20 protein-coding genes and 1 pseudogene are annotated in these 26,708 nt (G+C 42.7%); 17 read left to right on the top strand and 4 right to left on the bottom strand.

The annotated features are described in order from the left end of the window. Positions 1 to 203: 203 nt before the first annotated feature. Positions 204 to 1,628: an aspartate ammonia-lyase gene (gene aspA / locus ACN6KS_RS17605; protein ID WP_094873012.1), complete on the top strand. Its 1,425-nt coding sequence runs from the start codon at positions 204 to 206 to the stop codon at positions 1,626 to 1,628. Between the two features lie 106 nt (positions 1,629 to 1,734). Here the strand turns inward: aspA and ACN6KS_RS17600 are convergent, their stop codons facing one another. After that, on the bottom strand, positions 1,735 to 2,274 hold the full coding sequence (locus ACN6KS_RS17600; RefSeq protein WP_341135123.1) for a MerR family transcriptional regulator: 540 nt from the start codon (positions 2,272 to 2,274) through the stop codon (positions 1,735 to 1,737). Between the two features lie 170 nt (positions 2,275 to 2,444). Here ACN6KS_RS17600 and ACN6KS_RS17595 point away from each other — a divergent pair, with 170 nt between their 5' ends. The 5 genes from ACN6KS_RS17595 to ybaK all read left to right on the top strand — a co-directional run bounded on the left by ACN6KS_RS17595 (position 2,445) and on the right by ybaK (position 5,353). Beyond that, the gene (locus ACN6KS_RS17595) at positions 2,445 to 3,107 is read left to right on the top strand and encodes a bifunctional transcriptional activator/DNA repair enzyme AdaA (protein ID WP_440960162.1); all 663 of its coding nucleotides are present in this window, start codon (positions 2,445 to 2,447) and stop codon (positions 3,105 to 3,107) included. Then, positions 3,097 to 3,630 (top strand): methylated-DNA--[protein]-cysteine S-methyltransferase, encoded by a 534-nt coding sequence (locus tag ACN6KS_RS17590; RefSeq protein ID WP_094873016.1) that lies wholly within the window; start codon positions 3,097 to 3,099, stop codon positions 3,628 to 3,630. The genes ACN6KS_RS17595 and ACN6KS_RS17590 overlap by 11 nt, the downstream gene beginning before the upstream one ends. Beyond that, the gene (locus ACN6KS_RS17585) at positions 3,627 to 4,445 is read left to right on the top strand and encodes an SPL family radical SAM protein (RefSeq protein WP_280786370.1); all 819 of its coding nucleotides are present in this window, start codon (positions 3,627 to 3,629) and stop codon (positions 4,443 to 4,445) included. Before ACN6KS_RS17590 ends, ACN6KS_RS17585 begins: the two co-directional genes overlap by 4 nt. Before the next feature lie 86 nt (positions 4,446 to 4,531). After that, a complete protein-coding gene (locus tag ACN6KS_RS17580) occupies positions 4,532 to 4,783 on the top strand; it encodes a YolD-like family protein (protein ID WP_440960161.1) in 252 nt (83 codons plus the stop codon). A 96-nt stretch (positions 4,784 to 4,879) separates the two neighbouring features. Continuing rightward, the gene (gene ybaK, locus ACN6KS_RS17575) at positions 4,880 to 5,353 is read left to right on the top strand and encodes a Cys-tRNA(Pro) deacylase (RefSeq protein ID WP_280786368.1); all 474 of its coding nucleotides are present in this window, start codon (positions 4,880 to 4,882) and stop codon (positions 5,351 to 5,353) included. Here the strand turns inward: ybaK and ACN6KS_RS17570 are convergent. Both ACN6KS_RS17570 and ACN6KS_RS17565 read right to left on the bottom strand, forming a co-directional pair. Further along, complete coding sequence (locus ACN6KS_RS17570) at positions 5,342 to 6,094, bottom strand: YdcF family protein (RefSeq protein WP_440960160.1); 753 nt, start codon at positions 6,092 to 6,094, stop codon at positions 5,342 to 5,344. The genes ybaK and ACN6KS_RS17570 overlap by 12 nt on opposite strands. A gap of 602 nt (positions 6,095 to 6,696) precedes the next feature. Further along, positions 6,697 to 7,761 (bottom strand): GntR family transcriptional regulator, encoded by a 1,065-nt coding sequence (locus ACN6KS_RS17565; RefSeq protein ID WP_440960159.1) that lies wholly within the window; start codon positions 7,759 to 7,761, stop codon positions 6,697 to 6,699. A 263-nt stretch (positions 7,762 to 8,024) separates the two neighbouring features. Here ACN6KS_RS17565 and ACN6KS_RS17560 point away from each other — a divergent pair, with 263 nt between their 5' ends. The 10 genes and pseudogenes from ACN6KS_RS17560 to ACN6KS_RS17515 all read left to right on the top strand — a co-directional run bounded on the left by ACN6KS_RS17560 (position 8,025) and on the right by ACN6KS_RS17515 (position 25,325). After that, positions 8,025 to 9,362: an ABC transporter substrate-binding protein gene (locus tag ACN6KS_RS17560; protein ID WP_094873022.1), complete on the top strand. Its 1,338-nt coding sequence runs from the start codon at positions 8,025 to 8,027 to the stop codon at positions 9,360 to 9,362. Positions 9,363 to 9,447: 85 nt separating this feature from the next. Continuing rightward, positions 9,448 to 10,344: a carbohydrate ABC transporter permease gene (locus ACN6KS_RS17555; protein WP_042185833.1), complete on the top strand. Its 897-nt coding sequence runs from the start codon at positions 9,448 to 9,450 to the stop codon at positions 10,342 to 10,344. Between the two features lie 16 nt (positions 10,345 to 10,360). Beyond that, complete coding sequence (locus ACN6KS_RS17550) at positions 10,361 to 11,194, top strand: carbohydrate ABC transporter permease (protein WP_076120625.1); 834 nt, start codon at positions 10,361 to 10,363, stop codon at positions 11,192 to 11,194. A gap of 29 nt (positions 11,195 to 11,223) precedes the next feature. Then, a complete protein-coding gene (locus ACN6KS_RS17545; protein WP_440960158.1) occupies positions 11,224 to 12,213 on the top strand; it encodes a glycoside hydrolase family 43 protein in 990 nt (329 codons plus the stop codon). 409 nt (positions 12,214 to 12,622) lie between these two features. Continuing rightward, entirely contained in the window at positions 12,623 to 14,188 is a 1,566-nt protein-coding gene (locus tag ACN6KS_RS17540; protein ID WP_440960157.1) for a histidine kinase N-terminal 7TM domain-containing protein, read from the top strand. 265 nt (positions 14,189 to 14,453) lie between these two features. Continuing rightward, positions 14,454 to 15,326: an AraC family transcriptional regulator gene (locus ACN6KS_RS17535; protein ID WP_094873025.1), complete on the top strand. Its 873-nt coding sequence runs from the start codon at positions 14,454 to 14,456 to the stop codon at positions 15,324 to 15,326. A gap of 262 nt (positions 15,327 to 15,588) precedes the next feature. Beyond that, the gene (locus ACN6KS_RS17530; protein ID WP_440960156.1) at positions 15,589 to 18,663 is read left to right on the top strand and encodes a BTAD domain-containing putative transcriptional regulator; all 3,075 of its coding nucleotides are present in this window, start codon (positions 15,589 to 15,591) and stop codon (positions 18,661 to 18,663) included. A 171-nt stretch (positions 18,664 to 18,834) separates the two neighbouring features. Further along, positions 18,835 to 24,096, top strand: a complete 5,262-nt coding sequence (locus ACN6KS_RS17525) for an InlB B-repeat-containing protein (RefSeq protein ID WP_440960155.1) — start codon at positions 18,835 to 18,837, stop codon at positions 24,094 to 24,096. Positions 24,097 to 24,345: 249 nt separating this feature from the next. Further along, positions 24,346 to 24,702, top strand: a complete 357-nt coding sequence (locus ACN6KS_RS17520) for an NIPSNAP family protein (protein ID WP_094873028.1) — start codon at positions 24,346 to 24,348, stop codon at positions 24,700 to 24,702. A gap of 249 nt (positions 24,703 to 24,951) precedes the next feature. Next, positions 24,952 to 25,325 (top strand): annotated as a pseudogene (locus ACN6KS_RS17515) (peptide-methionine (S)-S-oxide reductase). Positions 25,326 to 25,410: 85 nt separating this feature from the next. On the opposite strand, the gene ACN6KS_RS17510 reads toward ACN6KS_RS17515, so the two are convergent. After that, complete coding sequence (locus ACN6KS_RS17510; protein ID WP_440960154.1) at positions 25,411 to 25,734, bottom strand: hypothetical protein; 324 nt, start codon at positions 25,732 to 25,734, stop codon at positions 25,411 to 25,413. A 292-nt stretch (positions 25,735 to 26,026) separates the two neighbouring features. On the opposite strand from ACN6KS_RS17510, the gene ACN6KS_RS17505 reads away from it, so the two are divergent. Continuing rightward, positions 26,027 to 26,563 carry a hypothetical protein gene (locus tag ACN6KS_RS17505; RefSeq protein WP_341135112.1) on the top strand — a complete coding sequence of 179 codons (537 nt, stop codon included), beginning with the start codon at positions 26,027 to 26,029 and terminating at the stop codon, positions 26,561 to 26,563. Positions 26,564 to 26,708 lie beyond the last annotated feature (145 nt).

Genomic DNA, 26,708 nt, shown 5'->3' with positions numbered 1-26,708 from the left:
TATTTGGAAATTTACTCCTAATAAAAACCAGCTTTCCTTTAAGGGCAAGGCTTTCGTGATCTTATTTGAAATTAATTACATTAATCTCTAATTTTATGAGAGACATTTATCACAATAAAGGTTAATATCTAAGTGAGACATATGTATGAATGCGCTTTCTTAAATCCGATCAAACCTAACTCAAAGAATGCGAGGGATTTACTGTGACAGGAACTGAATTTCGTGTAGAAAATGATTTTCTAGGCAGCAAACAAGTAGATAAGAACGCATACTATGGGATTCAGACATTACGCGCAGTAGAGAATTTTCCAATTACGGGTTATAGAGTGCACAATGAATTAATCAAAGCGATGGGGATCGTAAAGAAAGCCGCTGCGCTTGCAAATATGGAAATTGGCAGGCTCTATCGTGGGCTTGGAGAAGTTGTTGTGAAAGCAGCAGATGAGATCATCGAAGGTCAATGGCACGAACAATTTATTGTAGACCCTATACAGGGTGGTGCAGGTACCTCGTTAAATATGAATGCCAATGAAGTCATTGCTAACCGAGCATTAGAGCTGCTTGGTCATGAAAAAGGAGACTATCGTCATTTAAGTCCCAACTCTCATGTGAATATGGCACAGTCTACAAATGATGCATTCCCTACGGCTATTCATATTGCGACGCTTTCTCTTCTGGAACAACTGCTTATTACTATGCGCAGAATGCATGAGGTATTTGCAGACAAAGCCAAGGAATTCGATCCGGTTATAAAAATGGGACGCACGCATCTACAAGATGCAGTGCCGATTCGTCTGGGCCAAGAGTTCGAGGCTTATCGCAGAGTACTTGAGAGAGATATCAAACGTATTGAACATACACGTCATCATTTGTATGAAGTGAATATGGGGGCAACGGCTGTAGGAACTGGATTAAATGCTGACCCTCGATATATCGAAGTGGTTGTAGAGCATTTGGCTGAAATAAGTGGATTGCCGCTAGTTACTGCAGATCATCTTGTGGATGCTACGCAAAATACAGATGCATACACAGAAGTATCTGCTGCCCTAAAAGTCTGTATGATGAACATGTCCAAGATTGCTAATGATCTTCGGCTCATGGCTTCTGGTCCGCGGACAGGATTTAATGAAATTTCACTCCCTGCACGTCAGCCAGGTTCCTCCATTATGCCAGGTAAAGTCAATCCAGTAATGGCGGAGGTCATCAATCAGGTGGCTTTTCAAGTGATAGGAAATGACCATACAATCTGTCTGGCTTCCCAAGCGGGTCAACTGGAACTGAATGTTATGGAGCCAGTTCTAGTGTTTAATCTCATTCAGTCCATCAGCATCATGAACAACTCCTTCCAAGTCTTCACAGATTTCTGTCTGGCTGGTATTGAAGCCAATAAAGAGAAGCTAGAGCGGGATGTGGAGCGGAGTGTCGGAATCATTACCGCAGTTAACCCACATTTGGGCTACGAAGTGGTTTCTCGTATTGCTCGTGAGGCGATTTTGACAGGAGAATCTGTTCGTGATTTGTGCCTTAAGTATAATGTGCTATCCGAGGAAGAGCTCAATCTGATTCTGGACCCATACGAAATGACGCATCCAGGAATCGCAGGCTCAGCTTTATTGCAGAAGCAATAGGGGATTACCTAACCGTTAATCGCTGACTTTGTCATCCATGTGCTACGATATTTAATAAGAACCTACTTCAACGTTAGTTAGAAGTAGGTTCTTTTGTGTTTCAGGCTTACAGGAAAAAGAATGAACGTAATAGCCCGCGCTTCCTCGGTGGAGAGGGTATTCTTGTACTAGTAACGGGATGGGAAGCTTCATTTGACGTGAAGACGTTGACTTTTGTAGCTTGCATGGGTTCTAGGGTTGCCGCTAATTGTTTGATCATTATCCGCAGATCCTCAAGCTCCTCACGCTGCTGAAGTAACTGTATCATGACTACTTCGTCGGCTTTTTGATCAAGGGTGCGTTCAATATAATGAATCCGGGACAATATATCTTGCATAGGCTCAGTGTCTGTGGAATGTAGTGGATCTTGCGGTGACTTGGATATTTGATTTTCATTCGAGACAGGTAATTGAATACCTTCCAGTGGTTCTCCGTGATTAATACATTCTTTAATATGTGTGAGCAAGCTGATTTGCTGCTCTGAGAAAGTATAGTGGCCAAATCGGTCCTTTGGAAAAAAATCAGGGAACATAGCAGCCCAACGTTTGATCGTTGTTTGGCTAACAGACAACAGCTCTGCGGCATCCTTTGTTTTCAAAATTTCCATTTTGATTCCTCCAGTTCAGGTAGTCATGTTATGAGTAATTCGTTGTTCAATTGCTGCTCCCTGCACGGTTGACAAAGGAAGTGCGGATTCGATAAACAAAGTGTAATTACGAGCAATCTCACCATTCTTGGATTTCACTATCTTGCTTTTACATTCTAGAATGAGTACAGATGATCCTGAAGCGGGGTATACTTGGTTTAGAGGTGAAGCGTATGGATAAGAGTGGAGAAGTGGAAAAGATGACTGAGGAGCAATGGCAGGCTATTTTGCAAAATGATGCAGCTTATAACGAAAAATTCTTTTATGCTGTGAAGACTACGGGAATCTTTTGCCGACCTTCCTGCAAGTCCAAAGCACCTAACCGGGAGAATGCACGTATCTTTCAAAATGCAGAACAAGCATTAGAATCTGGATTTCGTCCCTGTAAAAGATGCAAACCGACGGGTGAGCGGCTGCCGGATAAGGAGTGGGTGGCTGTAATGACTGAATATATCGACAAACATTATCATGAACCTCTTACTCTTGAAACGCTGGCAGAAGTCTGTCATGGAAGCCCTTATCATCTGCATCGAACCTTCAAGAAAGTAACGGGAATCACGCCAGTGGATTATATACAGCAAAAGAGAATCGTTCAGGCATCTGAATATTTGGTTACCACGGATCGGGATATAGCTGATATTGGATTACATGTGGGTCTGCCAAATACGTCGTATTTTATTACCTTATTTAAGAAAAAGACGGGGCTTACCCCAACGAAGTATCGACAGCTTAACAAATTAGAATTAACGAATCATTCTGAATTATTCTTGGGGGTACAGAAAAATGGAGAGTAGACCAAGTGCAATCATATACTGGACATTGCTAACTTATAAGGAATGGAGTTTCTATATCGCAGCGTCGGAGAAAGGATTAAGTTATGTGGGGTCGCAGCAGAAGCCATTCGAAGAGATGAGTGACTGGATCAGCCGTAGATTTCCTGAAAGTGAACTGGTGCAGGACGATGAGAAAATGGTTCCATTTGTACAGGAACTGATCGAATATTTGCAAGGGGTACGGCAAGCATTCAGCATTCCTTTTGACTATCGTGGGACTCCATTTCAACTCGCGGTGTGGAAAGCGTTATGTGAAATTCCATATGGACAAACGTGGTCTTATTCGGACATCGCCACATATATTCAAAAGCCTGCTGCAGTACGCGCGGTAGGGACAGCCATAGGTGCAAATCCGATACTAATTACGGTGCCCTGCCACCGAGTGATTGGCAAGAATGGAACATTAACTGGCTACCGCGGGGGATTAGAGATGAAGACTAGGCTGCTTCATTTGGAAAGTGGAAAGACTGCTCAAACATTATGAACAATGAGATCCAGTACAAGACCCCAAAGACCTTACTAAATAAAGGGACGGGTTATCTGAACGGATACAGTCATTCTTTAAATCCATATACCGGCTGTACTTATGGCTGTTCTTATTGTTATGTGCGTCAAATGCCCGTTTCACTGTTTCGTCAAGAGGAATGGGGAACGTGGGTAGATGTCAAACAAGAAGCCGCAGCTATTTTGCGCAAAGAACTCCAGAAAGCAAAATCTAAAGGACCGGTCTCCATCTTTATGTCCTCTAGCACAGATCCTTACCAACCGATAGAGCATAAGGAGCAGGTAACCAGAGCTTTGCTGGAGGTTATGGTGGAGACCCCGCCCGATTTTCTGTTCGTGCAGACGCGCAGTCCGCTCGTACGCAGAGATATAGATTTATTATTACGCTTAGAAGATAAGGTTCGCGTGAGTATGACTGTAGAGACGGATCGTGAAGATATTCGCAAAAAATTCACACCAAGTGCTCCGCCCATATCTGCAAGATTAAAGACACTGCAATTACTGCGTGAAGCGGGCGTTCCTGTTCAAGCTACCATCGCTCCGGTATTGCCGAGCAGTACGTCTTTTCCAGAGATCCTAAGGAGCTTGGTGAATAGAGTCTGTATCGACGATTATTTTATGGGAGATGGCAGTGGAGGGAAACGTACACGGAGATTAGGTATTTATTCCCTTTATGAAGAGCTGCAACTGGAAGATTGGTATGATCCAGCGGCATATCGTAGGGTGTACGATGGACTCCGGAATGTTTTTTCTGAAGATGAGCTGTTCTTGAGCCAGAAGGGGTTCGAGCCTTAAACTGAAACATGTTATAATAAACGGGAGCATTCATACTTAGTATTTTATAATACTTAATACCCGTAATCGCTTATTGGAGGAGTAGAGTGGCAAAAGCAAAAGTGGCCAAACGGCCCACGAGAGATGAATTTGTACTTGAGGAGCTAGGCAATCAGTTAGTTGAAGCCAAGCAAGAAGGTTCTGAGATCTTATTAACCGTATGGGGAAAAGAAGAACAGGTGCGCGGAACGATTGCAGAAATGGATTCGCGGACTGGAAAAGTACACATCAGTAAAAATGAAGGTATCGAAAAAGTTCCGTTTATGGATATTATGCAAATTAATTATCCCAGAGATTAATGGGAACGCAGCAATAAGAGGTCCTGTGAGCCATGTTGGCTTTGGGGCCTCTTTGACCATATAGTATCGAATAGATTAAAGAGAGGTAGATCAGATATGACAGTAACTAAAACCAATGCGATGCGAATGCTAGATGCGAAGAAAATTGGATATGAAGTGTTTGTTTATGACAACGAGGATGGACTAATCCATGGTACGGCAGTTGCGGAGAAGATTGGAAAGGCGGCTGAGACGGTTTTTAAAACTTTGGTCGCTCATAGCGGAGCAAATCTTTATGTATTTGTTATACCGGTTGCTGAGGAGCTGGATCTCAAAAAGGCGGCCAAGGCCGCCGGAGAGAAAAAGATTGAGATGCTGCCAGTGAAAGACTTACAGAAGTGGACGGGTTATATCCGTGGTGGATGTTCACCAGTCGGTATGAAAAAGCTATATCCAACGTTCATTGATAGCGGTGCAGAAAGTCAGGAAACGATAGCCGTTAGCGCCGGGAAAATTGGTCAACAAATGGATGTATCACCGCAGCTTCTTGCAGGGGTAACCAATGCAAAATTCACAGATCTAATTAAATAGATGAGCAACAAGAAGACCTAAATACTCCTTCAAGGCTGTGCCTGTAGTGGAGATGGCTCCTGGCGAAGGAGTGAACTTTGAGGGTTGCAACGAAAATTCAGCGCTGGCGATATAATCTGTAGGAAAAGCTTGCGCTGTTAGCCCTGCATTCTTGAAATGCTGCATCGAGCGGGGCATATGAAACCCTGATGTGACTAGTACAGGACGCTTAAGTCCCTTCTCTTGTAGGATTGCGGCGGTATTTACAGCATTCTGCTCCGTATTAAGAGATTGATTGTCGGTCAGGATATCCTCTTCGGGGACACCGAGTCCAAGGAGTTGTCTTTTGGCGATATCCGCTTCATTGCCGCTGTCGGAGAAGACTTGTCCACCAGAGAATAGGATGGGTAAACCACTCGCATGATGTAGTCGTACAGCTGTAATTAGCCGATTTGCTGCTGATCCATATAAGTTGCCCTCGCCATCCATATCCGGTGTCCCGGAGCTTGCACCTCCACCAAGCACAACGATAACATCTCCTTGCAATGTATCCGGTTGAGGATATTTTCGTTCTAAACCTCCGATTAACGCATCGCTGACTAAGGAAGTCATGGAGAAATACATAAGCAGTGTAATGCCAAGCAAGACAAGCGCAGGACGACGGTTCTTTTTCCATAACCAAATGACAAGACCGAGCTGAAGTAGGATGAAAAGTCCTGGAGGAAGCACAAAGCTGTATACAAATTTGATGATGTAAATCAACAGTATCAACCGCCTTCGTAAAGTATGAGTTCAGGTTGTATTGTAACATGAGTTGGGGTGTTCGAAGTTGCACAAAAGACCGAAATGGTCTTTTTTTATTTGATGAGAAGCCTAATCAACGCCTTCGAAAGAAGGCTTTTTTTGTTAGTCGATACCTTTCAATAAAATAGTTAAAAATCGTGAATAAAATATGGTCTCAAATCAGTATGAATATCTTACAATCTACTATGGTGGGGGCTCGGTCGATGTACAAGTCGGTACACTCGGCATGTCATCCCTACTCGATCTTACTCCATCCAGCGCCTAGAAAATTATTTGCTCATATAAACATTTTCATATTTATTTCCTCATTGAGTTCCTGGAGACATTTGAATATTCCTTCATGATCGTCATGCTCTGAGATTCCTTGACACTCACTCCCCGACCCGAAGATCGGTTTCATCCGTATGAATCAGCGGTTTTCGTAACAAAGTGGAGCGAATCTCCCATTTTGGCCGCTAGCACCTTTATGATATATTGTTATACTCTATGCGCTGGAACGCAAAAGAAGACAACTTCTACTGAAGGTGCTCCTAGAGTGTCGATAAAGTCCAATGAAATAGTTAGGGGAAGATGAGCTGCACGGGAATGACGGCGTTCTTAGGTGAATAAATATTCTCTATCTGTTCAAGTAACAGCTTTACGGCTGTTCGTGCCATTTCCTGTTCATCCTGCTGTACATAAGCTACGAATGAAAGATGTGGATTATCGAAAGATAGCAAATCGATATTTGAGTGATTGTTCAGACGGCTGATAGCAGCCGATGTAAGGCGTGCGGTTTCTTCGGTTAAGGAGAAAGCTGCCGAAATTCCACTATGCCCCTGCAAGAAGTCGCTTACATACTCCAATGCTTGCTTACCGCGTAGAATGTCGAGAGGGATGTGACACCACAAGCTCTTGTCGATTGATATACCTCGATCTGTGTACGCCTTCTCGAAGCCGAGCGTGCGATCCTCGATGGCTGTATTGGCATTCTCAGGTGAGATGAGCGCAATTTGATGATGACCCTTGGATAGCAAATGAGAGACAGCCTTATACGCACCGCCGTAATTGTCTGATGTAATCGTGTATGTCTCAATGTTGCGCAGGTAGCGGTCGATGAACACACATGGGAATTTATCGAGCGACAGACGCAGTAGTGATTCGTTGTACTTCTCATCTTCTGTTGGAAAAACGATCAGTCCCTTCACACCGAGCCCCGTTAGTGTACGAATGGCGTTCGATTCGATAGAGGAGGACTCTCGCGTGATGCTTAGTACCATGCTGAGGCCAGCTTCAGACAGGAATTGTTCCGTGTAGTCGACGAGCTTCTGAATGACACGGGTTACCATCGTCGGAATAATGAAGCCGATGAGCGGCAAGGACGACGCGCTGTGTGGAGATAATGGAGAATCAATGCTAGAAACATCAAGACTAGAAGCGACGAATGTGCCTTTGCCTTGTACGCGTATAATTAATCCTTCATCAGCTAGCTGGGTTAAGGCGTTTTTGACGGTTATTTTACTTACTTTGAATTCGTCCATTAATTCTTGTTCAGAAGGGACGCGGTCCGTTGGCCGAAGCTGCCCAGATTTAATTTTCTGTACAATATCTTCTTGAATTTGCTTGTAGAGCACCAGCTTTTTCAAATAAGTACATCTCCCTTAAAATTTAATGATTTTTATAATCAATTGGTTATATAAAATATATTACGTATATATTATAATGCAATTTATAGAGCGCTTACAATACAGAATTAGGAAATTTTTTACGAAGGGGTCTTTTCATTGAAAGGTTAGAATCATGTTAAGAAGGTTGGTAACGAGTCGTATTGAAACCGCTTAAATTAACAGAAGTGACCAGTCACCCAGCATCTCAAATGAGTAACAAAAAAAGAGAGGATGACGAACAAATGAAAAAACGCATTACATTACTCTCCATCGTTACAATCCTTATGATGTCACTAGTTTTGTCGGCATGTAGTAAGTCTTCCAGTTCATCAACGGAAACACAGCAGTTAGGCGCTGATGCCGGTGAGAATGCAACAGAAATGTCATTTTGGACATTCGTAGATTTGCATGGCAAGCATTTGGATAAAATGCTGGGGTTATGGAACCAACAGAATCCAGACAAACAGATTAAGTTGAATGTAACGGTTATGCCTTACGATGATATGCACAACAAGCTCTTATTGGCAGTTACAAGCGGAAAAGGTGCTCCTGATATTGCGGATATCGAGCTTGGTCAATTCCCTAAATTCTTGGAAGGGGACAACGTTCCACTGGAATCTTTGAATGATGTATTTGCACCATACAAAGACGTTGTCGTTCCCTCACGTGTCGATATTTACACCAAAGCAGACCAGGTTTATGGCTTTGATTATCACGTAGGTGCTACGCTTGCTTTCTACAACACGGAAATTCTCGAACAAGCAGGTGTTGACTACAAGACAATCAAAACTTGGGAAGATTACAAACAAGCAGGTATCAAGGTTTATGAAAAGACTGGTAAGTACTTAGGTACTGCTGATACATCCGCTACGTGGCAAGCCTCGCTGTTACTTGCTCAGCAAAACGCTGATTTTACAGATGAAAATGGCAATCCAAAAGTTAACTCACCTGAGATGATTAAAGCGTTTGAAATGTTAGTCGACCTGCAGAAGAATAATGTTATTCATACGATCCCAGGCGGACAACCCGACACAGAAGAAGCAAAAGGCGAATACAACAAAGGCAACTACGCAAGCGCATTGATGCCTGAGTGGTACATGTCCCGCTTTGTAAACGAAATGAAGGACCTTAAAGGTAAGTATGCAATTGCTCCATTGCCTGTATTCGAAGAAGGTAATCCTCGTTCCGTTGGCTTAGGCGGTACTGGCACAGTTGTTACTAAGACTGGTAAAGACGTTCAGTTGGCAAAAGAGTTTGTAGCTTTTGCTAAGCTTTCGAAAGAAGCTACTACTGAAATCTGGAATACACTTGGATTTGACCCGATCAATATGGAAGTATGGAAAGATGAGGCTGTAACGAAAAACCCAGATAACGAATACGTCCAGTATTTTAAAACAAATGCATTTGATACTTTGAATGAAATCAAAGACGAAATTAGAGCTATCAAATCCGTAAAAGCTTCACCGACGATTGGCAATGTGCTCAATACGGTTACTCTGAATGCGATCTTTGAAGATGGCCAAGACGTGAAGGAAGCTCTCGATGAAGCACAGGCAGCAATTGAACAAGAATTGAAATAAAAATAATAAGTAAATGGTTATGATTAAGCCTGTCGGCAAGAATGGTGCTCGGCAGGTTTAGTCATAGTCAAGGGAGAGTGGGATTATGATAAAGAAATTTGTATACTCTCAAAAGGTTGCACCTTATGTATTTGTGTTGCCATTCATAATCATATTCTTGATATTCTGGTCTTATCCACTTGTAAATTCATTTGTAATGAGTTTTCAAGATAGGATGTTGGGACAGGACCCAAAATGGGTTGGTGAAGCGAATTATTCGAAGTTATTCACAGATAAAGTGTTTTTGACGGCTATTAAAAATAGCGTTGTATACATGCTAGGAACCTTAGTGCTGTTAATCCCTTTCCCAATGTTATTTGCAGTTATGATAAACAGTAAGTTAATGCTGGGGAGGGAGTTTTTTAAATCTTCGTTCTTTCTTCCTGCATTGACATCTGTCGCAGTGGCGGGTACTATTTTTCGCCTAACATTCGGCGAAATGGATGGTTCATTAATGAACAGTTTTCTAGGTCTATTTGGTGTAGAGCCTACTAAATTCTTGAAAGATGCAGAATGGAGTATGGCTGCACTATTAATTCTTGCATGTTGGCGATGGACAGGTGTTAATATGCTGTACTATCTATCTGGTTTGAAAAACATTGACAATGATTATTATGAGGCTGCTTCAATTGACGGGGCATCTGCTTGGCAGAAGTTCAGATCGATTACAATGCCATTATTGAAGCCGACCACGATATATGTTACGACAATTAGTGTTTATGCAGGTTTGGCAATGTTTACCGAGAGCTTAATGATGTTTAACGGTAACAATTCACCGAAAAATATTGGCCTAACTATAGTGGGATATTTGTATAGACAAGGAATTGAGAAGAATAAGCTCGGTTACGCTGCAGCAGTTGGTATCGTTCTATTAGTCATTGCTATGATTATCAATTTAACGCAATTGAAATTTAGTGGAATGTTCAAAAAGGAGGAGGATTAAAATGGACACTAATCAGATGAAGAACAACTTAATTGCTAGAATAGTCATAATTAGTATCTTTATTATACTATTCGTTATAATTATGGTTCCATTCTATGCAGTGGCCCTCTCTTCCTTTAAACCAGGTGAAGCTTTAATAAGATATGGTCTTAACTTAAGTTTGAATTTTGAAATAATGAGTTTTGATAATTTTATCTATTTATTTACTGGACAACATGATTATTTTGTATGGTTTTGGAACAGTATGACGTTAACAATCATTCAGGTTGCTTTAACACTGTTTGTAAGCGCTTTTGTTGCATATGGTTTTGCAGCGTATGATTTCAAAGGTAAGAACTTCCTCTTTATATGTGTGTTGCTCATTATGATGGTGCCATTTGAAATATTGCTGGTTCCTTTGTACAGCTTAATAAATGATTTGCAAATGGTGAATAGCTATTCGGCAATCATTCTGCCGGGTATAGCTAATGCCGGGACGATATTCTTCTTTAGGCAATATCTCAGAAGCATACCCAAAGAAATTATTCAATCTGGGCGAGTTGATGGAGCAAACGAATATGCGATATATTTCAGAGTGATTATGCCGATTATGAAGCCTTCCTTTGCGGCAATGGCCATTCTGAATGGTATGAATAGCTGGAATAATCTATTGTGGCCATTCATGGTGTTGGGAGATCAAAATAAATATACACTGCCAATCGGTTTAAAAACATTGTTAACTCCTTATGGGAATAACTATGACCTTCTGATCGTGGGCTCCTTCTTCTCTATCATTCCAATCTTCATATTGTTTATCGCTTTCCAGAAATATTTCATTGATGGTATGACTGCGGGTGCTGTTAAAGGTTAGTATCTATTACTTATGAAATAGGTGATAAGATGGGAGTCCAACAAGAGGAGTTACGCGTCATTAAACCATTGATCGAGCAACGAGCTGATCCTTTTATATGCCGACATTCAGATGGTTATTATTATTTCGTGGCCTCGGTTCCAGAGTATAATCGGATTGAAATCCGTAGGGCACAGGACCTTGAAGGGCTTATTACATCAGCTCCTATAGTGATCTGGAGAAAGAGAGAGACTGGCATTTTTAGCGCCAATATTTGGGCGCCAGAGCTGCATTTTATTGATGGAAAATGGTACGTATATTTCGCTGCCGCGCATACGTCGGAAACGACAGAAGGCTTGTTCGACCATCGGATGTATGTACTGGAGAATGAAAATACAAATCCGCTCGAAGGCAGCTGGACGGAAAGAGGACAGGTTCGTACCGCGTGGGAAAGCTTCTCCCTCGATGCCACTACCTTTGAGCACAATGGTAGCCTCTATTACGTATGGGCACAAAAGGATCCGGAAATCGAAGGCAACTCTAATCTCTACATATCTAAAATGAGCAATCCGTGGACGTTGATTGGGGCGCAAACGATGATTACGATGCCCGAATATGACTGGGAGATAATCGGGTATAAAGTGAACGAAGGCGCGGCATTTGTTCGCAAAGATAATCGGGTATTCCTTACTTACTCTGCTAGCGCTACTGATTTCAATTATTGCATGGGCTTGCTTGAAGCCGATGCGGACTCGGATTTGCTCGATGCTGCCTCATGGCGCAAGTCGAAAGTACCGGTTCTCACGACTGATGAGAGCATCTCGATGTATGGTCCTGGTCATAATAGTTTTACGGTGTCAGAAACTGGCGAGAAGACGCTGTTTGTGTTCCACGCAAGAACGTATAAGCATATTGTAGGAGATCCGCTATACGATCCGAATCGCCATACATTTGTAGCGGAGCTGTTGTGGACGGATGACGGCAGACCTGATTTTCGCGGCTCTGTTGCGGCACTTGCACGTTCTGTACAATACGAATAGATCTGCAAGCGCCTTACAAAATTCTAAATGGATTTAGTTGACTTATGTCGTACATGGGGAAGCCTTTATAATTAGAAATAAAAACAAGTACCCATCCAATCGATGGGTACTTGTTTGCAATGCAATAGAAGTGATGAATTACGTAATGTTGTACTAACTATTTGGTGATCGGTATAGACGAAATAGTAATCATAGCATTACTGATTGGCTAAATGTGTTGCTACTGTCATGAGTGTCATGCTAAGTTAAAAACAATCTATTTCATGAAGCAATAATCAATACGATGTGGGTAGTACAGACATAATAGTGATGTGGACGGAATCCTGTAAATGGTTCAAGGCACAAATCAACATCTTATATTAATCGTGTTAACGTAAATATATGTATTGTATGAAAGTGGGTATACCTATTGGATTCGAAGCTAGCAGCATATATAACATTAGTTTGTACTTCGGCTGTTCTGAATTTGTCTATACTTGTCTTTACTTATTGGAGGAGACATTATTATACAAATATCGCTAATTTGTTCATGTGGAATACATTAACTTCAATGATTTATTGCTTTGGTTATGCCTTTAGCTTAACATCGACTTCGTTAGAACAGCTTAGATTTTGGAATATTGTACAGTATGCAGGGATGCCATTTTTCCCTCCGTTAGGATTAATGTTTGTCATGCAATATTTGGGTTATAAAATAACGAGAAAAAGAATAATCGCTCTACTTACAATGCCTTGTATTACATTTCTCATCAATGTAACTAATGAATCCCATCATTTTTACTATAGAATATATGATATCCATTCGGTGCTTGGGGCTCCATATAGTGAGATTGAGTATGGGGCATGGTTTGCCGTACATAATATTTACATTTTCTGTTGTATGTTAGCTGCGCTCTTATTGCTGCTTTCACGCTGGAAGGAAACCGTTAGTGTATATCGATCTCAATTATTTGCCCTCATCTGCGGTCAATTGCTTCCAATAATGACTGCATTTTTATTATTCATAGGAGTGACACCCGATGGTATCGATCCTGTACCCATGGTTATTTGGTTTTCTTCTGTTTTGTACCTTTGGTCTATTACCTCCTCTCGAATGTTATCCATAATGCCAATTGCGAAGGAAACGATCTTTAATAGTATGAACGATGGTGTCATTGTGCTTAATGATACCTATCAATTAATCGAATATAATCAAGCTTGTAAAAGTATGTTTAGTGAATTGGATCGATCAACGTTAGGGCAGCCATTTGATCAAGTTTGGTATATGCTAACGGATCAATCATTCCCTGTTCAATTAGATACGATCTCAGATAAATTGAATGTTACGATTCATCAAGGTAATTATATATATCAGCTACGTATTTCTATGCTTCAACAATCTAATAATAACTCTGGCTTACTAATTATATTTACGGATATAACAGAGCTACATACATTACAACAAAAGTTAGAGCATCAAGCCTATTATGATGATCTTACACAAATATACAATCGTCGTGCCTTTTTCCAGAAAAGTGAGCAAAGCTTAATGAAAGCAAAGGGTGAATTATCATCCTTTGTGATTATTCTATTTGATATTGATTTTTTCAAAAAAGTGAACGACACTTATGGGCATCAAACCGGAGATCAAATGCTAGTACATGTGGCTCAAATATGTAAGGCTGAGATGGGAGAACATATACTATTTGCTAGATATGGTGGTGAAGAATTTGTACTCGCTTTACCTGGTTATACACTAGCGGAAGGGGAAAACTTCGCTAATTACCTTAGATTTTGCATTGAACAGAAGCCTCTAGTTGAAAATGAAAAATTGGTAACGATTACCTCTAGTTTTGGGGTATCCGTAACGACAGGAGCTGTGGAGGAAACAATCCATCAACTTCTTCTTAAAGCTGATGAAGCACTTTATGCTGCCAAAAGAGCTGGTCGAAATCAAGTGCGGGTTTTTATTGAAAAGTACGAATATGTGGAATAGTACAGCAAATTAAAATAGAGGCGTACATCGGAGCCGTGCTTAGTTTAGTAACTTGGTGGATTGAGAGCAAGATGCCTATCAATCAAGAAGAAATATACTTATGAGTGACTGTTTCAACAGGATATAACAGTCAGTTATTCTGATATTGAAGGATCATATGCTAACGGTATAGGTATGAGAAGGGTAACCCAACAAAACTGTGCATGAGATGTCGGATGGGTACTTCCGAATCTTGTTATTCTGTACCTGAAGGGAGGTCATTTGAATGGATTGGCTTGCAAATCTGAATAGAGCTTTACACTATATTGAAGAGAATCTTGATGAAGACATAGATCTGAAGGAAGCAGCGAGGCTGGCTTGTTGTTCGGACTATCATTTTTCAAGAATGTTCTCCTTCCTTGCAGGCATTACGCTATCGGAGTACATCCGCCGGAGACGCCTGACCCTTGCGGCATTCGAGCTTCAAGCCGGTGATTTAAGAATTGTGGACGTCGCAGTGAAATACGGTTATAGCTCGGCAGATGCCTTTTCTAGGGCCTTCCAAGTCTTGCATGGGGTTCCGCCCTCTTCGGTTAGGTCTCATGCCCCATCTTTAAAAGCCTATCCTCGAATGACCTTCCAATTAACTATTCAGGGAGGATGCGAAATGAATTATCGTATCGTTGAGAAAGAATCGTTCCGTATTGTAGGTATTACGAAAAAGGTGCCTATCCAATTTAATGGCGTGAGTTCAGAAATTGCATCGATGTGGAAAGGCTTAACCAGCCTAGACATCGACCAATTGAAAAAGCTCTCTAATGTTGAACCACAGGGGTTGATTTCAGCATCGACAAATTTTTCTGAAGGGCGAATGGAGGAGAAGGGAGAGCTTGACCATTATATAGGTGCAGCTACATCCGAGGAGTGTCCTGAAAATTTTGCGAAATTAGAGGTTCCCGCATTGACCTGGGCCGTTTTCGAAGCTGTCGGACCGTTTCCCGATACTTTACAAAATGTCTGGGGGCGCATCTATTCGGAATGGTTCCCTTCCGCAAGTTATGAGGTAGCAAGGGGACCGGAAATATTATGGAATGAAGGCAAGGATGTATCTTCCCCCAATTTCAGGAGCGAGATTTGGATACCGGTTACGAAAAAATAGTATAGAGACTATGTTCATAAAATTAAGGACATACCGCAAAGGATGGCCTTAAAACTTGCCGTTACAGACAGAGCGGTGAACCGTATCACAAGTAGGGCGAATTATAACGGTCATTAATAACGAGTCAACCTTCTTCCCAATTGTCATCCCACGCAAATTCGTCTATGGGGCATGTGTTGTACAGCCGAAAGCACAGGAATTTACGACTTGAATGTCGAAGTTACTCCTAATTACTCATTTTTTGTCTTATGGAGGGCTTTCGATGATTACCGCAACTAAAATGCACATCCCTTATGTACGGCACACCTTGGTTGCTCGTACGGATCTGCTTCGTCTGCTTGATGAGGGTATGGACGCGAAGCTTACGCTCTTATTCGCTCCATCTGGTTATGGGAAAACGACGGCGCTAAGCGAATGGGCCAAACAAAGCGGCAAGCTTGTTGCATGGGTGTCACTGAGCAAGCAGGACGATGATTGGAGTACCTTCTGGAACATGGTCATCGTTTCGATCCAGAATCATATCGAGGACTTTGGCCTGACCATTTTGCCTTTGCTGGTGGAGGGGTCCTCTGCATCTTCCACATCGATGGAGTCGGCGATGAACGTGCTACTAAACGAGTTGAATCAACTGCCGGGTGAGCTGGTCGTCATGGTTGACGATTATCATCTGGCGACGATGCCAGCAATCCAGAATTCGATGAGCTATTTGCTTGAACACCTTCCAAACCACATTCATTTATATATCGCAAGTCGCAACGACCTCCCATTTCCGACAGCAAGATTATTTGCAAAAGGCGAGATGCGGCGGATTACGATCGAGCAATTGAGGTTCCGACCAGAAGAAGTAAACTATTTCTTCCGAGAGACGACGGAGTTGAAGCTGTCGACTGAGCAGCTCAATATGCTGTATGACCAAACCGAGGGTTGGATTTGCGGCTTGCGACTTGCGGCCATCTCACTGAAACGAAGCGGCAATGTGACTGAATCGATCCGTCAATTCAGCGGCCATCAGCAGCACATATCCGATTACTTGCTCGAGGAAGTCATTCGCGATCTGCCAGAGGCGATGCGCGATTTTTTGTTGCAAACTTCCGTGTTAAGCCAAATGAATTATGCATTGTGCGAGGCGGTGACCGGTCAAGCGAGAGGTCAGCAGCAGTTGGAACAACTGGAACAGCTTCAGCTATTCATCATTCCTATGGACGATCAACGCAACTGGTATCGCTATCACCATCTGCTGTCTGATTTCCTGCAGTCGATGCTTGCTCGAACATGGCCTGAGCTATGGATTCAGGCGAATGCGCGTGCCGCGCAATGGCACGAACATAACGGGTTTATTGTAGAAGCGGCGGAACATTATTTGGCGGGACGGCAGTATGAAGATGTAGCTCGCCTGATTGAAGCGCATCTGTACGAACTTCTTGGAGGCAAGAACACCGTCGTTGCTCGTTGGGTGATGCAAGTGCCTGAGCAATATGTAGCGAGCCGACCGCTTGTTGAACTTTTTTATTTGCTCGTGATGGTCGGCGTTCGGCAGTTTCATAACATTCCGGATCGAGCGGAACGGCTTCGTGTTCGTTACCAAGCTTTGAAGGATCATATAGATGCTGACGTATGGCGCATGACCATGGGGGACATCTATTATCTCTGCGGTACTGCTGCCTATGTGAAGAAAGACCTTCTGAGCACTGCTGACTATTTTATCCGTGGAGATACGTTTGCACTCGAACAAAGCTTATTTATTCAAGGAGGCAACAATAAGCATTATTCGGTCGAAGAGTTTGAAGACCATCTGGGCTACATTAACGATTACCATGGTGCAGCACAATTTTTCATTCGGATGATAGAGTATTGGAGAGATCGTGTTAACCATCCGTATGCGACACCGATGTATGCTTCCTATGCCAAGGTATTGTACGAGTGGAATCGGCTGGAGGAAGCGGAGGACTGGCTAAACCGCATTATGCATGTAGACGGATTCGCGCCGGTGTCTCGCAATCGGTATCAGCTCTTTGTGGCAGCTTCTAGAATTCAGCAAGCAAAGGGGAACTCACTAGAAGCAGCGACACTGCTAGAACAACTTAAGCTGATGATCGATTCACCCGATTATGAGATATTCATACGCAAAATCGAAGCGGAACAGGTGAGCTTAGCGGTGCGTCAAGGAGACATTGCGTCTGCTCAGCGATGGTTGGAGCACTGCGGGATGTCGCACTCGGACGAAGCAACGCTGGACCAAGTTTCCGAACAATTGGTGCTCGTTCGCGTGCTGGCTGCATGCGGACAATTCGAATCAGCGCTATCTCTCGCAGCAAGATTGTATCATCTGTTGACGAAGGAAGACCGTCTGCGGGACCGCATTCACATTCTGAATTTACAAAGCATGATGTTATATGGCGACAATCAAATGGAGCCGGCGCTTGCGAAGCTGGCTGAAGCTTTGCGTCTCGCCAAACCTCAAGGGTTTATTCGCAGTTTCGTGGACGAAGGCTCGGCGATGGCAGAGCTGTTGTCTATTTATGTGCAGTCGTATGGAGACAAAGGTGCGGGATCGAAGGATGCATTAAGTTATGCGCGTCTCGTGCTGCAAGCGTTCCATGTTTATGACGCACATCCACGAGTTAATATCCGATGTTTCGGACGGTTGCGCGTAGAGACAGAGAATGGCTCTGTGGTCAAATGGCGGACTTCCAAAACTGAGGAATTGATGGCATTCCTCATTTACCATCGCGGCGAGGCAGTAAGTAGAGATCAAATTCTCGATCGTTTGTGGGGAGAGGTGGAGGTAGACCGGGCAGGGGCCCAGTTTAATACAACGACTCACTATTTGCGAAAAGCTTTAAGTCAAATCGGAATTGACGGTATCGTCCAGCATGTGGAAGGCGGTTATCGAATCGATATAAGCCAGTTGTACTGTGATCTCGATGAGTGGGATCGTTTGCTGGCCGCACAGGCGCAAATCGACGACTTAAAGCTGCGTGACTATGCCGGTGAGCTTGTCCAATTATACGGAGAGGGCTTTATGGCTGGCACTTCGTACGAATGGGCAGAGCCGACGCGAGTTCGCCTGGAAAGCGAGTACGTCGCAACCTTGCTTCGCCTTCATGAACGTGAGGAGAAGAAGGGGCAATATGATGCGGCTGCGGAACTGCTGCGGAAGGCGCTTGTACATGATCCGCTAAATGAGTCCATTCATGAACGGCTCATTCGCGTGCTGGTTATGGCGGATGACCGCATCTCGGCGATCAAGCAGTACGAGGTATTAAGAATGCTGCTTCTGACGGAGTTCGGGATTAAGCCGAAGGAAACGGTCAGGAGATTGCTGGATATAAATTGACGCATATTCCTCCATAAAGGGAGTGTCCCAAGGTTATGAAAAATAACGGAGGGATGCTCCCTTTTCACTAGCATTTGTTTAGGATTTGTTTAGACTGACTGTGATATGGTGAAGCAGAAATCGACATTATTCTGCGGAAAGTTTAGACAAATTGCGGGAGGGGAAACACGCTTGTATAAACGTATTATAAATTTATCACTTTTGATTTGTATGCTCGTATCCTTAGTATCACCAGGGTTCGCGGCCGCTGAACGGAGTACTAACGCACCTGCAGCAGTACAAGAGCAAGGATCTCTAAACTCATCGAGTCCTCCGATAAATTCATTTCAAGATGTTAAAACGACGGACTGGTTCTATAATGCTGTGACGTATGTGAAACAAAACGGAATATTCGGCGGTACGGATAATGACAGCTTCTCGCCCAAAGGCACAATGACTCGTGCCATGTATGTAACTGCACTTGGGCGAATGGCAGGAGTGGACATCAGCCAATATTCAATTTCCTCCTTCTCAGATGTACAAGCAGGCACTTGGTATGCACCTTATGTGCAATGGGCAATTGAAAAAGGCATTACAAGCGGTACAGGTGACCATAATTTTTCGCCGAACGCTGCTATATCAAGGGAACAGATGGCAACGCTGACTTTGAGGTATTTTGAAAGCTATAAAATACCTTATCAGACGAACGCCAGCCTGACCTCTAAACCTAACGACACAGCCGATATTTCGCCTTGGGCGGTGGATGCGGTCGTAAAGCTTTGGTGGGCAGGCTTGCTTCATGGAGATGCAAGCGGTAATTCCAATCCAAAGTCAAATGCATCTCGCGCGGAAGCAGCTGTTTTCTTCATGCGAAACAACGAAGTTGTGAAGACATGGACTACCCAGAATCGAGTAGTTCCAACACCAACACCAACACCAACACCAACACCAACACCATCAACACCAACACCAACACCATCAACATCAACATCAACATCAACTCCCGACTCTGGCAGCGGTAATGGCGCTAACCCAGGCGACACGAACGCAGGTCCATATATTATTACTTTTGAAACAAACGGCGGTTCGGCCATTAACAGCCTTTCTCTCAAGCAAGGAGCGACGCTGAATAATCTTCCGGATCCAATGAAGTCAGGCTCTATTTTCGTTGGCTGGTATAAAGATAGCGCTTTGTCGGAGCCAGTATATACAGATGCTATCGTCAACAGAAATATGACGTTATACGCAAGATATGAAGAACCATTCGAAACTCAAACTATTCCTAGTGTAACCATGTTGGATCAGGACAAAAGCTTTACGATTGAAGTAATCGATGGTACAGGAAGCATGACAGCAGATAGAGTTAAAGCTGAAATGACCTTTGAAGCGCTAACTCATCCTGATTTTGCAACTCATGTGGGTATTCGAGTAAAGGGCTCCAATGGCGAATTTACAGTAGGTGCAAATGGTGGTGCATTTGAAGAAGGCGGCACCTATCAGCTCAAGCTGAATAACGCCAATCTTTCTTTTACAGGCCAAGATAAATCCACTAGAACATACGTATTTACCATTGCTAAACAAGAAGTTCAGCATGTGACTCTGAATCCTGACTTGATTTATATTCCTTCTTCGGAAGTCACGAATATGACCCAGAATGGTAAGGCTGTTACCCCTGGTGCGATTCCTGTTATAGACTTGAATACCGGCGATGACGGAGCCGTTCAATCGGTGGGTAACGCTACAGAGGGTACATTCCAATATAATGGGAAACAGAATATACAAGTCGGCAATACCGTTGCTATTTATAACGGAGTTGCACCGAATCAGCGTAATCTGGCAACAAGCGTCGACGATGACGGTGAAGTGGTTTATGTAACGATTCGGGCGATCGACGGCAGCACATATACATACGAAACGGCAGACGCCAAAAAAGTTCTCTTTACGCCAGACGTCTTGCCGGTCAGCGATACAGCAGATATGGATGGGGATTTAAGCAATCACTCCATCACGGTAAGCGAGAATACGATGAACTATAGCGACAGCAAATATGCACAATTGGGTCTTGCTGCAAGCACCGTTGTACAAGCAGGTGACTTCATCGCCTTCTACACAGGTGTATTCGGTGATGCTTCGTCCCAGCTTGCCGGCTATGCTCAAATTACCGGAGTCAGTTCTTCGGGAACTAACGAAGTCATTACTTATACAGATGTAACGCTAGAGCAAATAACGGCTTCGATGGATTACTATACACAGCAAAATATAGAAGGAAATCAGTTGCTGCAGAACACCGATGTAGCGGCTATGGAAGCTCAAATCGAGGAGCAAGCTCTGGAAAGCGGATTTGTGAATAAAGCTACGCAGTATTTAGCAGCTTTGGCAATCGATACGGATAGCTTCAAAGAACTAGATAGCGAATTCGATATGAAAAATTACTCTATTACGTATGCCAATGGCTCATCTGTCTCCGATCACAATGTTATGCGGTTGAACGGAAATAGAGTGCAAGTAGAAAATGTGAGTGTTAAAGCCGATATAGGTACAGAACTGCAACATTTTGTTGATATGTCCGGTTTAAGCGCTTCTCTTCAAGTGAGTTGCGATATTGTAGTTGATGCAGGCGGCCAGCGCAACATTGTGATTCATTTGACCGGCACCTTCGAGCAAGAAGTACGAGTTTCGCTTTCTGCCGATGCCAATACCGATTGGGGACTATTTCTGGGGTTCATCCCTTACTTGAGAGAATACGAGGTTTCCCCAACCGTAGATGCCTATACCTATACAGCGATTAATTTCGACGCTGAAATCGGCACATTTGAGAAGGATGAAGAATGGAATTGGAATGATAAAAGCAAAGTACAGAACATCGCCAAACAAATAAAAGCTCTAATGGACGCAAAGGATGCTTTGGATGAAACTCTCAGTGGCGTAGATTCATTAGACAACTCATTGCCGGCCTTATATCAGAATATGCTGAGTAACGAGACGGACTGGGTTGACCTCTTTGATGTAAATCTTGTTGATATCAAAATGCGTCTTTTGATGGGTGTCATTCAAGTAAAGTTTAAAGGGGATTTTGTTGTAAGCGCAAATGCGAATCTCTCTATCGGTAGTACGTTCAGTTATGAGAATGGGAAGAGATATATATTCAATGTGAAACTTTTTGCTAGAGAAGCGACGAACAAGACCGTAAGTCTGCTAGATGAGAAGTATCAATTTACATTCTACATCATGGGCACTTTGGGCTTACGGGCAGGTCTTCGGCTGGAGTTGGCAGTAGGTCTATTCTCTACTGAGGCGAATAGCGTAGGTGTGCAAGCGGACGTTGGCGCTTACGCGAAGTTGTGGGGCTACTTCTATTACCAGCTGACCTATCTATCTTCTCAGGGCAAGACCTCCCATTATGCCGGAGCCATAGATCTGGAATTCGGCGTGTACACGGAAGTCAAATTCAAGGCACAGCTGTTTAAGGGTACCTTCTCGTACGAGCCAACCCTGTATGAGGATGAATGGCCACTCTATACGGTAGGTTCCCGGCAGAACATTCTTGATTTTGCCTATTCACAGGGTGATGCGCCTAGAGTTAATCTGCACGGTCAGTCAACAAAATCGGCCATTTTACCGTATAGCATCTTTGATATGAGCACGATGGATCTGCAGACAGGCGAGGTTACGGAACAATCTTATGACAGATCCAAGGATTTCACGGTAAGCATATCCAACAAAAATTTCATATACGATGCTAAGACCAACCAAGTGCTCTTACAGAACTATAATTACGATCCGACTGGCATGGATGCCACCATGACGATCACTTGGAGAAGGGCACCTTTAACTTTCGGTTCTGCTCCGATTGCGCGTACGATTCCATTACACTGGGACGATCTCAAGGATAGTTATAGTCTCTACTTGTACTCGCATGAAACGAATGATGGAAAGCTTACGCTATTAAAGACAATTAGCGGGAAGTACAATGATCCGATTCCGGTAGAGCCCGTTCCTACAAGAAAAGGATATAAATTCGATAATTGGTATAAGAATGATTCCGATGCTGGGCCAACTGTCCTACCGGGTAGAATGCCGTCTTACGACAGCATGTGGGTTGCAAGATGGACTCCGAAGACGGACACCCCTTATAAGGTGGAAGTTTACTTGCAAAATGTCTCCAATGATTCCTACACGCTTAGCGGCGAATTCACCTATAAGGGCACAACAGATTGGCCTGCAACCGCGCGGCCCCCTGCCTATGCAGGTTTTGCTACACCTGCCGAACAGTTCACTGCGGTTAAAGGCGACGGGAGCACTGTCGTAAAGTATTATTACGCTCGCAATGTGTACAATCTGACCTTTGATCCAGGCCATGGCAGAACGCCAATCACATCTTCGCTTAAGTTTGGTGCCCCTATTACCGCACCTATCGTGAACATGCCGGGCTATGTGTTTACTTCTTGGCGCGACACGAATCTGAGCGAGAACGTTCCTGCGTCAGCCAATGTTGTTGCGCCTACGATGCCGGCTATCGACACGACTTATAAAGGGAAATATAGCTTAGATTCACATGTGCCTATTACAGTGGAGTATTATCTTGGCGATACCACAGGTTCTAATTTCCAGCTAATGGAGGCAAAAACCAAGTATGGAACTGCATTTTTAGGATTCGATAGTAGAGATATAGGGACAATGGATGCGAGATGGATGTCACCCTACTCGAAACTCACAACAACAGTACCTTCGCCTTTATCGATTTACGTAGACCCAACCCTGGATCTTCGTATCAAGTTGTACTTCGTTCCTTATTTGTTTAACCTGACATTCGATGCCAATGGAGGCGTGGGCGGCACGGTATCACAGCTTGCATATGGGTCGCCGATAATTCCGCCTACGGTGACAAAGCCAGGCTATACGTTTGAAGGTTGGTCACAGTCCGTTCCAAGTACAATGCCCGGTAACGATCTGACCTTCACGGCCGTTTGGGAGGCCACGGGCTATCAGGTATTGTATTATCAGCAGAATCTGGACGATGACGGCTCCACAGAAGTGGAAGCCGTTGCCGGCAGCGGTGGAATTGGATCAACAGCTACGGCAACTCCGAAGGATTATACCGGCTTTACCTATGACAGCAGCAATCCTAACAACGTTACCTCGGGTACGGTAACCGCTGACGGAACGCTCACCCTTAAGCTATATTACACACGTAACAGCTACACGTTATCATTCATTGATTCAGTGACGAGTACTAACTATTCGACAGCTCAAGTCAAGTATGGGGCGACGATCGTACCGCCTGCTGATGTAACACCTTCAGACTTTTATCCCCCAGGCTTTGTACTAATAACTTGGGACCCGTTGGAAAATGATACGCCGTCGTTGGAGACGCCAGAAGGAGCAACCATGCCGGCACACGACGCGAGCTATAACGCAAGGTTTGGATTTCCGGGCGGTCAGATCGGACTATAGTTTTGGCGAGTTTCGGTCATTTTTACAAGCAGATCGAAATGAAACAGTGATAAGGATTATTGAAGGGCACCCGTTTAGGGTGCCTTTTGAATTCGCACTATAGATGTTATTGTCAAAAGATAATAAAGTATTAGACTGGTAACGTCCCATTACGCTAACGGGCAGGATAACGGAAAAAGATGGAATTTATGGATTGCTATTATTATAATAGAAGCTTAATAATACTTGATTATTGGAGATGATGGATGCGTGATTTATCGTAGAAAGACATACAAAATTGACCCTCAGATAGTACATGATTTTAATGAACATTTTAATCAAACACTCTTACCTGCACAGTTAAAATATGGTTCAAGATTAGTTGGCAGATGGTCAACCAAGGAAATAGACGGTGTGGTGGAGGTATTTGCTATTTGGGAATATGACAGTTACGAAGATTATGAGAAGATTGAATCACTAGTGAAAAGTGATGAAGAACACGTAAAGCGAGTGCAGGCTTGGTTCGATAAAATCGGGCGTGAGAACATAAGGAGATTTATAAAGGACAAGATAAAAGAGGAATTTATAGAAACGACAGTACCGAGAGAAAAAACTATTCTTACATAATGAATTACGTTGAGCTAACGGGAAACGTTAGTGGAATAGCGGTTGCTTCGGCAGCCGTTTTTTATTTGTTCAACTAACGGGCAGGGTAGTTAAACAGTGTTGTTTAATTTGTGTTCATCAATCGGTACATAATGTGGAATAAGAAAATTTGTCATTATTTTAATGTGTAGTAGACTTAGTAACTACAGTTTTTTCTTCCTATTTAGTTGGAATGAATTTTTTGTTTTTTAAACGAAGAGGAGAATCAATATGGAAGTAGTATATTTTGCAGGTGGATGTTTATGGGAAGTACAAGCTTTTATAAAAACTTTACCTGGAGTTAAGTTTACAGAAGCAGGAAGAGCTAATGGAACAAGTCATACACTTGAGGGTGATTATGATGGGTACGCCGAATCTGTAAAAACAGGATTTGATCCGACAGTTGTAACGATCAGGGAATTAATGGGGTATTTATTTGAAATCATTGATCCATACAGTTTGAATAAACAAGGACAGGACGTTGGCGAGAAATATAGAACAGGAGTATATAGTGAAAAGCTTGAACACTTAAAAGAGGCGAAGGCGTTTCTTAGCCAAATGATTATTGTCATATTCCAGAAGAAATATTAAGTAGGTATAAGTAAGGGAGAATATTAAGCTAACGAGACACGTTAGTGGAATAGCGATTGCTTCGGCAGCGTTTTTTTATTTGTTCAACTAACGGGCAGCTTAGTTCAAAGTTCGCGTGACAGTCAAACCTGCATCAGAAGCTTTTGCAGTGTGAGTCGTTGTGGTTAAAGTCGTATTATTAAAGTGATATGCAGTAGTTGTTCCGATATTCTTAAAGGAGGTCCAGCTTCCACCAGTATTCGTAAATTGTACATTTATCTGCTGTGCGGTACGAAAGTTTTCGGTGTTTGCAGTATTCTTGTCAAAACCTCGATTATTTCCTTTAAATGATGCAACGTAGGCGGGTAAACCATACTGTACTGGAGAATCTACTTTGTCATGAGGGATAAATGTTACCAATCGAATGTTAAAGTTAACTGCCATATTAATAAACTCCTTTTCTAAAATAAATTATTAGGCAAGGGGGTAAAATGAGAAGATCTGAGTATCCCTAATCAAACCTTCTATTCTTGCCTTCACTAAAATAAGAGTTTTAAAGGGTTAGAATACAACCGAGAAAATTTAATTTTTAAGCAAAGCACTCAACGCTCTTAGTCGTTTATATAGAACTAACTAGATTGGGAACGGCATTAAGCTAAAGAGCAGGATAGTGCAACTTAGTTAGTAGGATTACGTTTATTAAAGGAAGATACTGGGGAGATAAAGGAGGTGTGTAATGAAGCGGAAAATTGCTATTTTACTTATGATGATTTCAATGTTCGTAAGTATCTTTTCTATTTGGTACTTCACACCTAAGCGGTACTCAGAGACAGTAAATGGTGTTTATTATCAACTAGGGACGGAAGGCATAATCGAGCGCATAAAAGTACATCTTGATGGGAAATTGCAAAATCATATAAATGGCAAAAAAACCTTTACAGGCGTTATTAATTTTGAAGGAAGTAAGGTTCCTCAAATTCCTAAAGATAGAACAGAATTAAAATTGCATTACGATGGTCATAATTTCACAACCATTTTCTCCGGTTTTCGAATCATAGATGATAAAGGTAGAATAGAGCCTAATATTTTCACTTACGGTTGGGTATATACTGATGATGAATTTTCTGGATTTACAATTAAAGTTATGGATGATAATGACCAGTGGTCCCCATCAAACGGACATATGATTACAGCACCAGCAAATGATAGGCAAGAAGCAATGAAAAGGTCTCAAGAGTTAATCAAGGAATTTGAAGAAGAAAGTAGAAATTGATTGAACTAACGGGATACGATAGTTGAAGAATGCACAATTTATTTTAAGAAGGAATTTAATAGAGAAAATGGTATAATTAAAAAGTCTAAAATTCATTGATATAATTTTAGGCAATAGTTGTTAGAGGAGGCGTTCATTATGAAAG

It is taken from the genome of Paenibacillus nitricinens, assembly GCF_052056485.1.
Lineage (GTDB): Bacteria > Bacillota > Bacilli > Paenibacillales > Paenibacillaceae > Paenibacillus_AQ > Paenibacillus_AQ nitricinens.
Note: the sequence above shows the minus strand (reverse complement) of the source record. Positions and strands in the feature narration are given on the sequence as shown.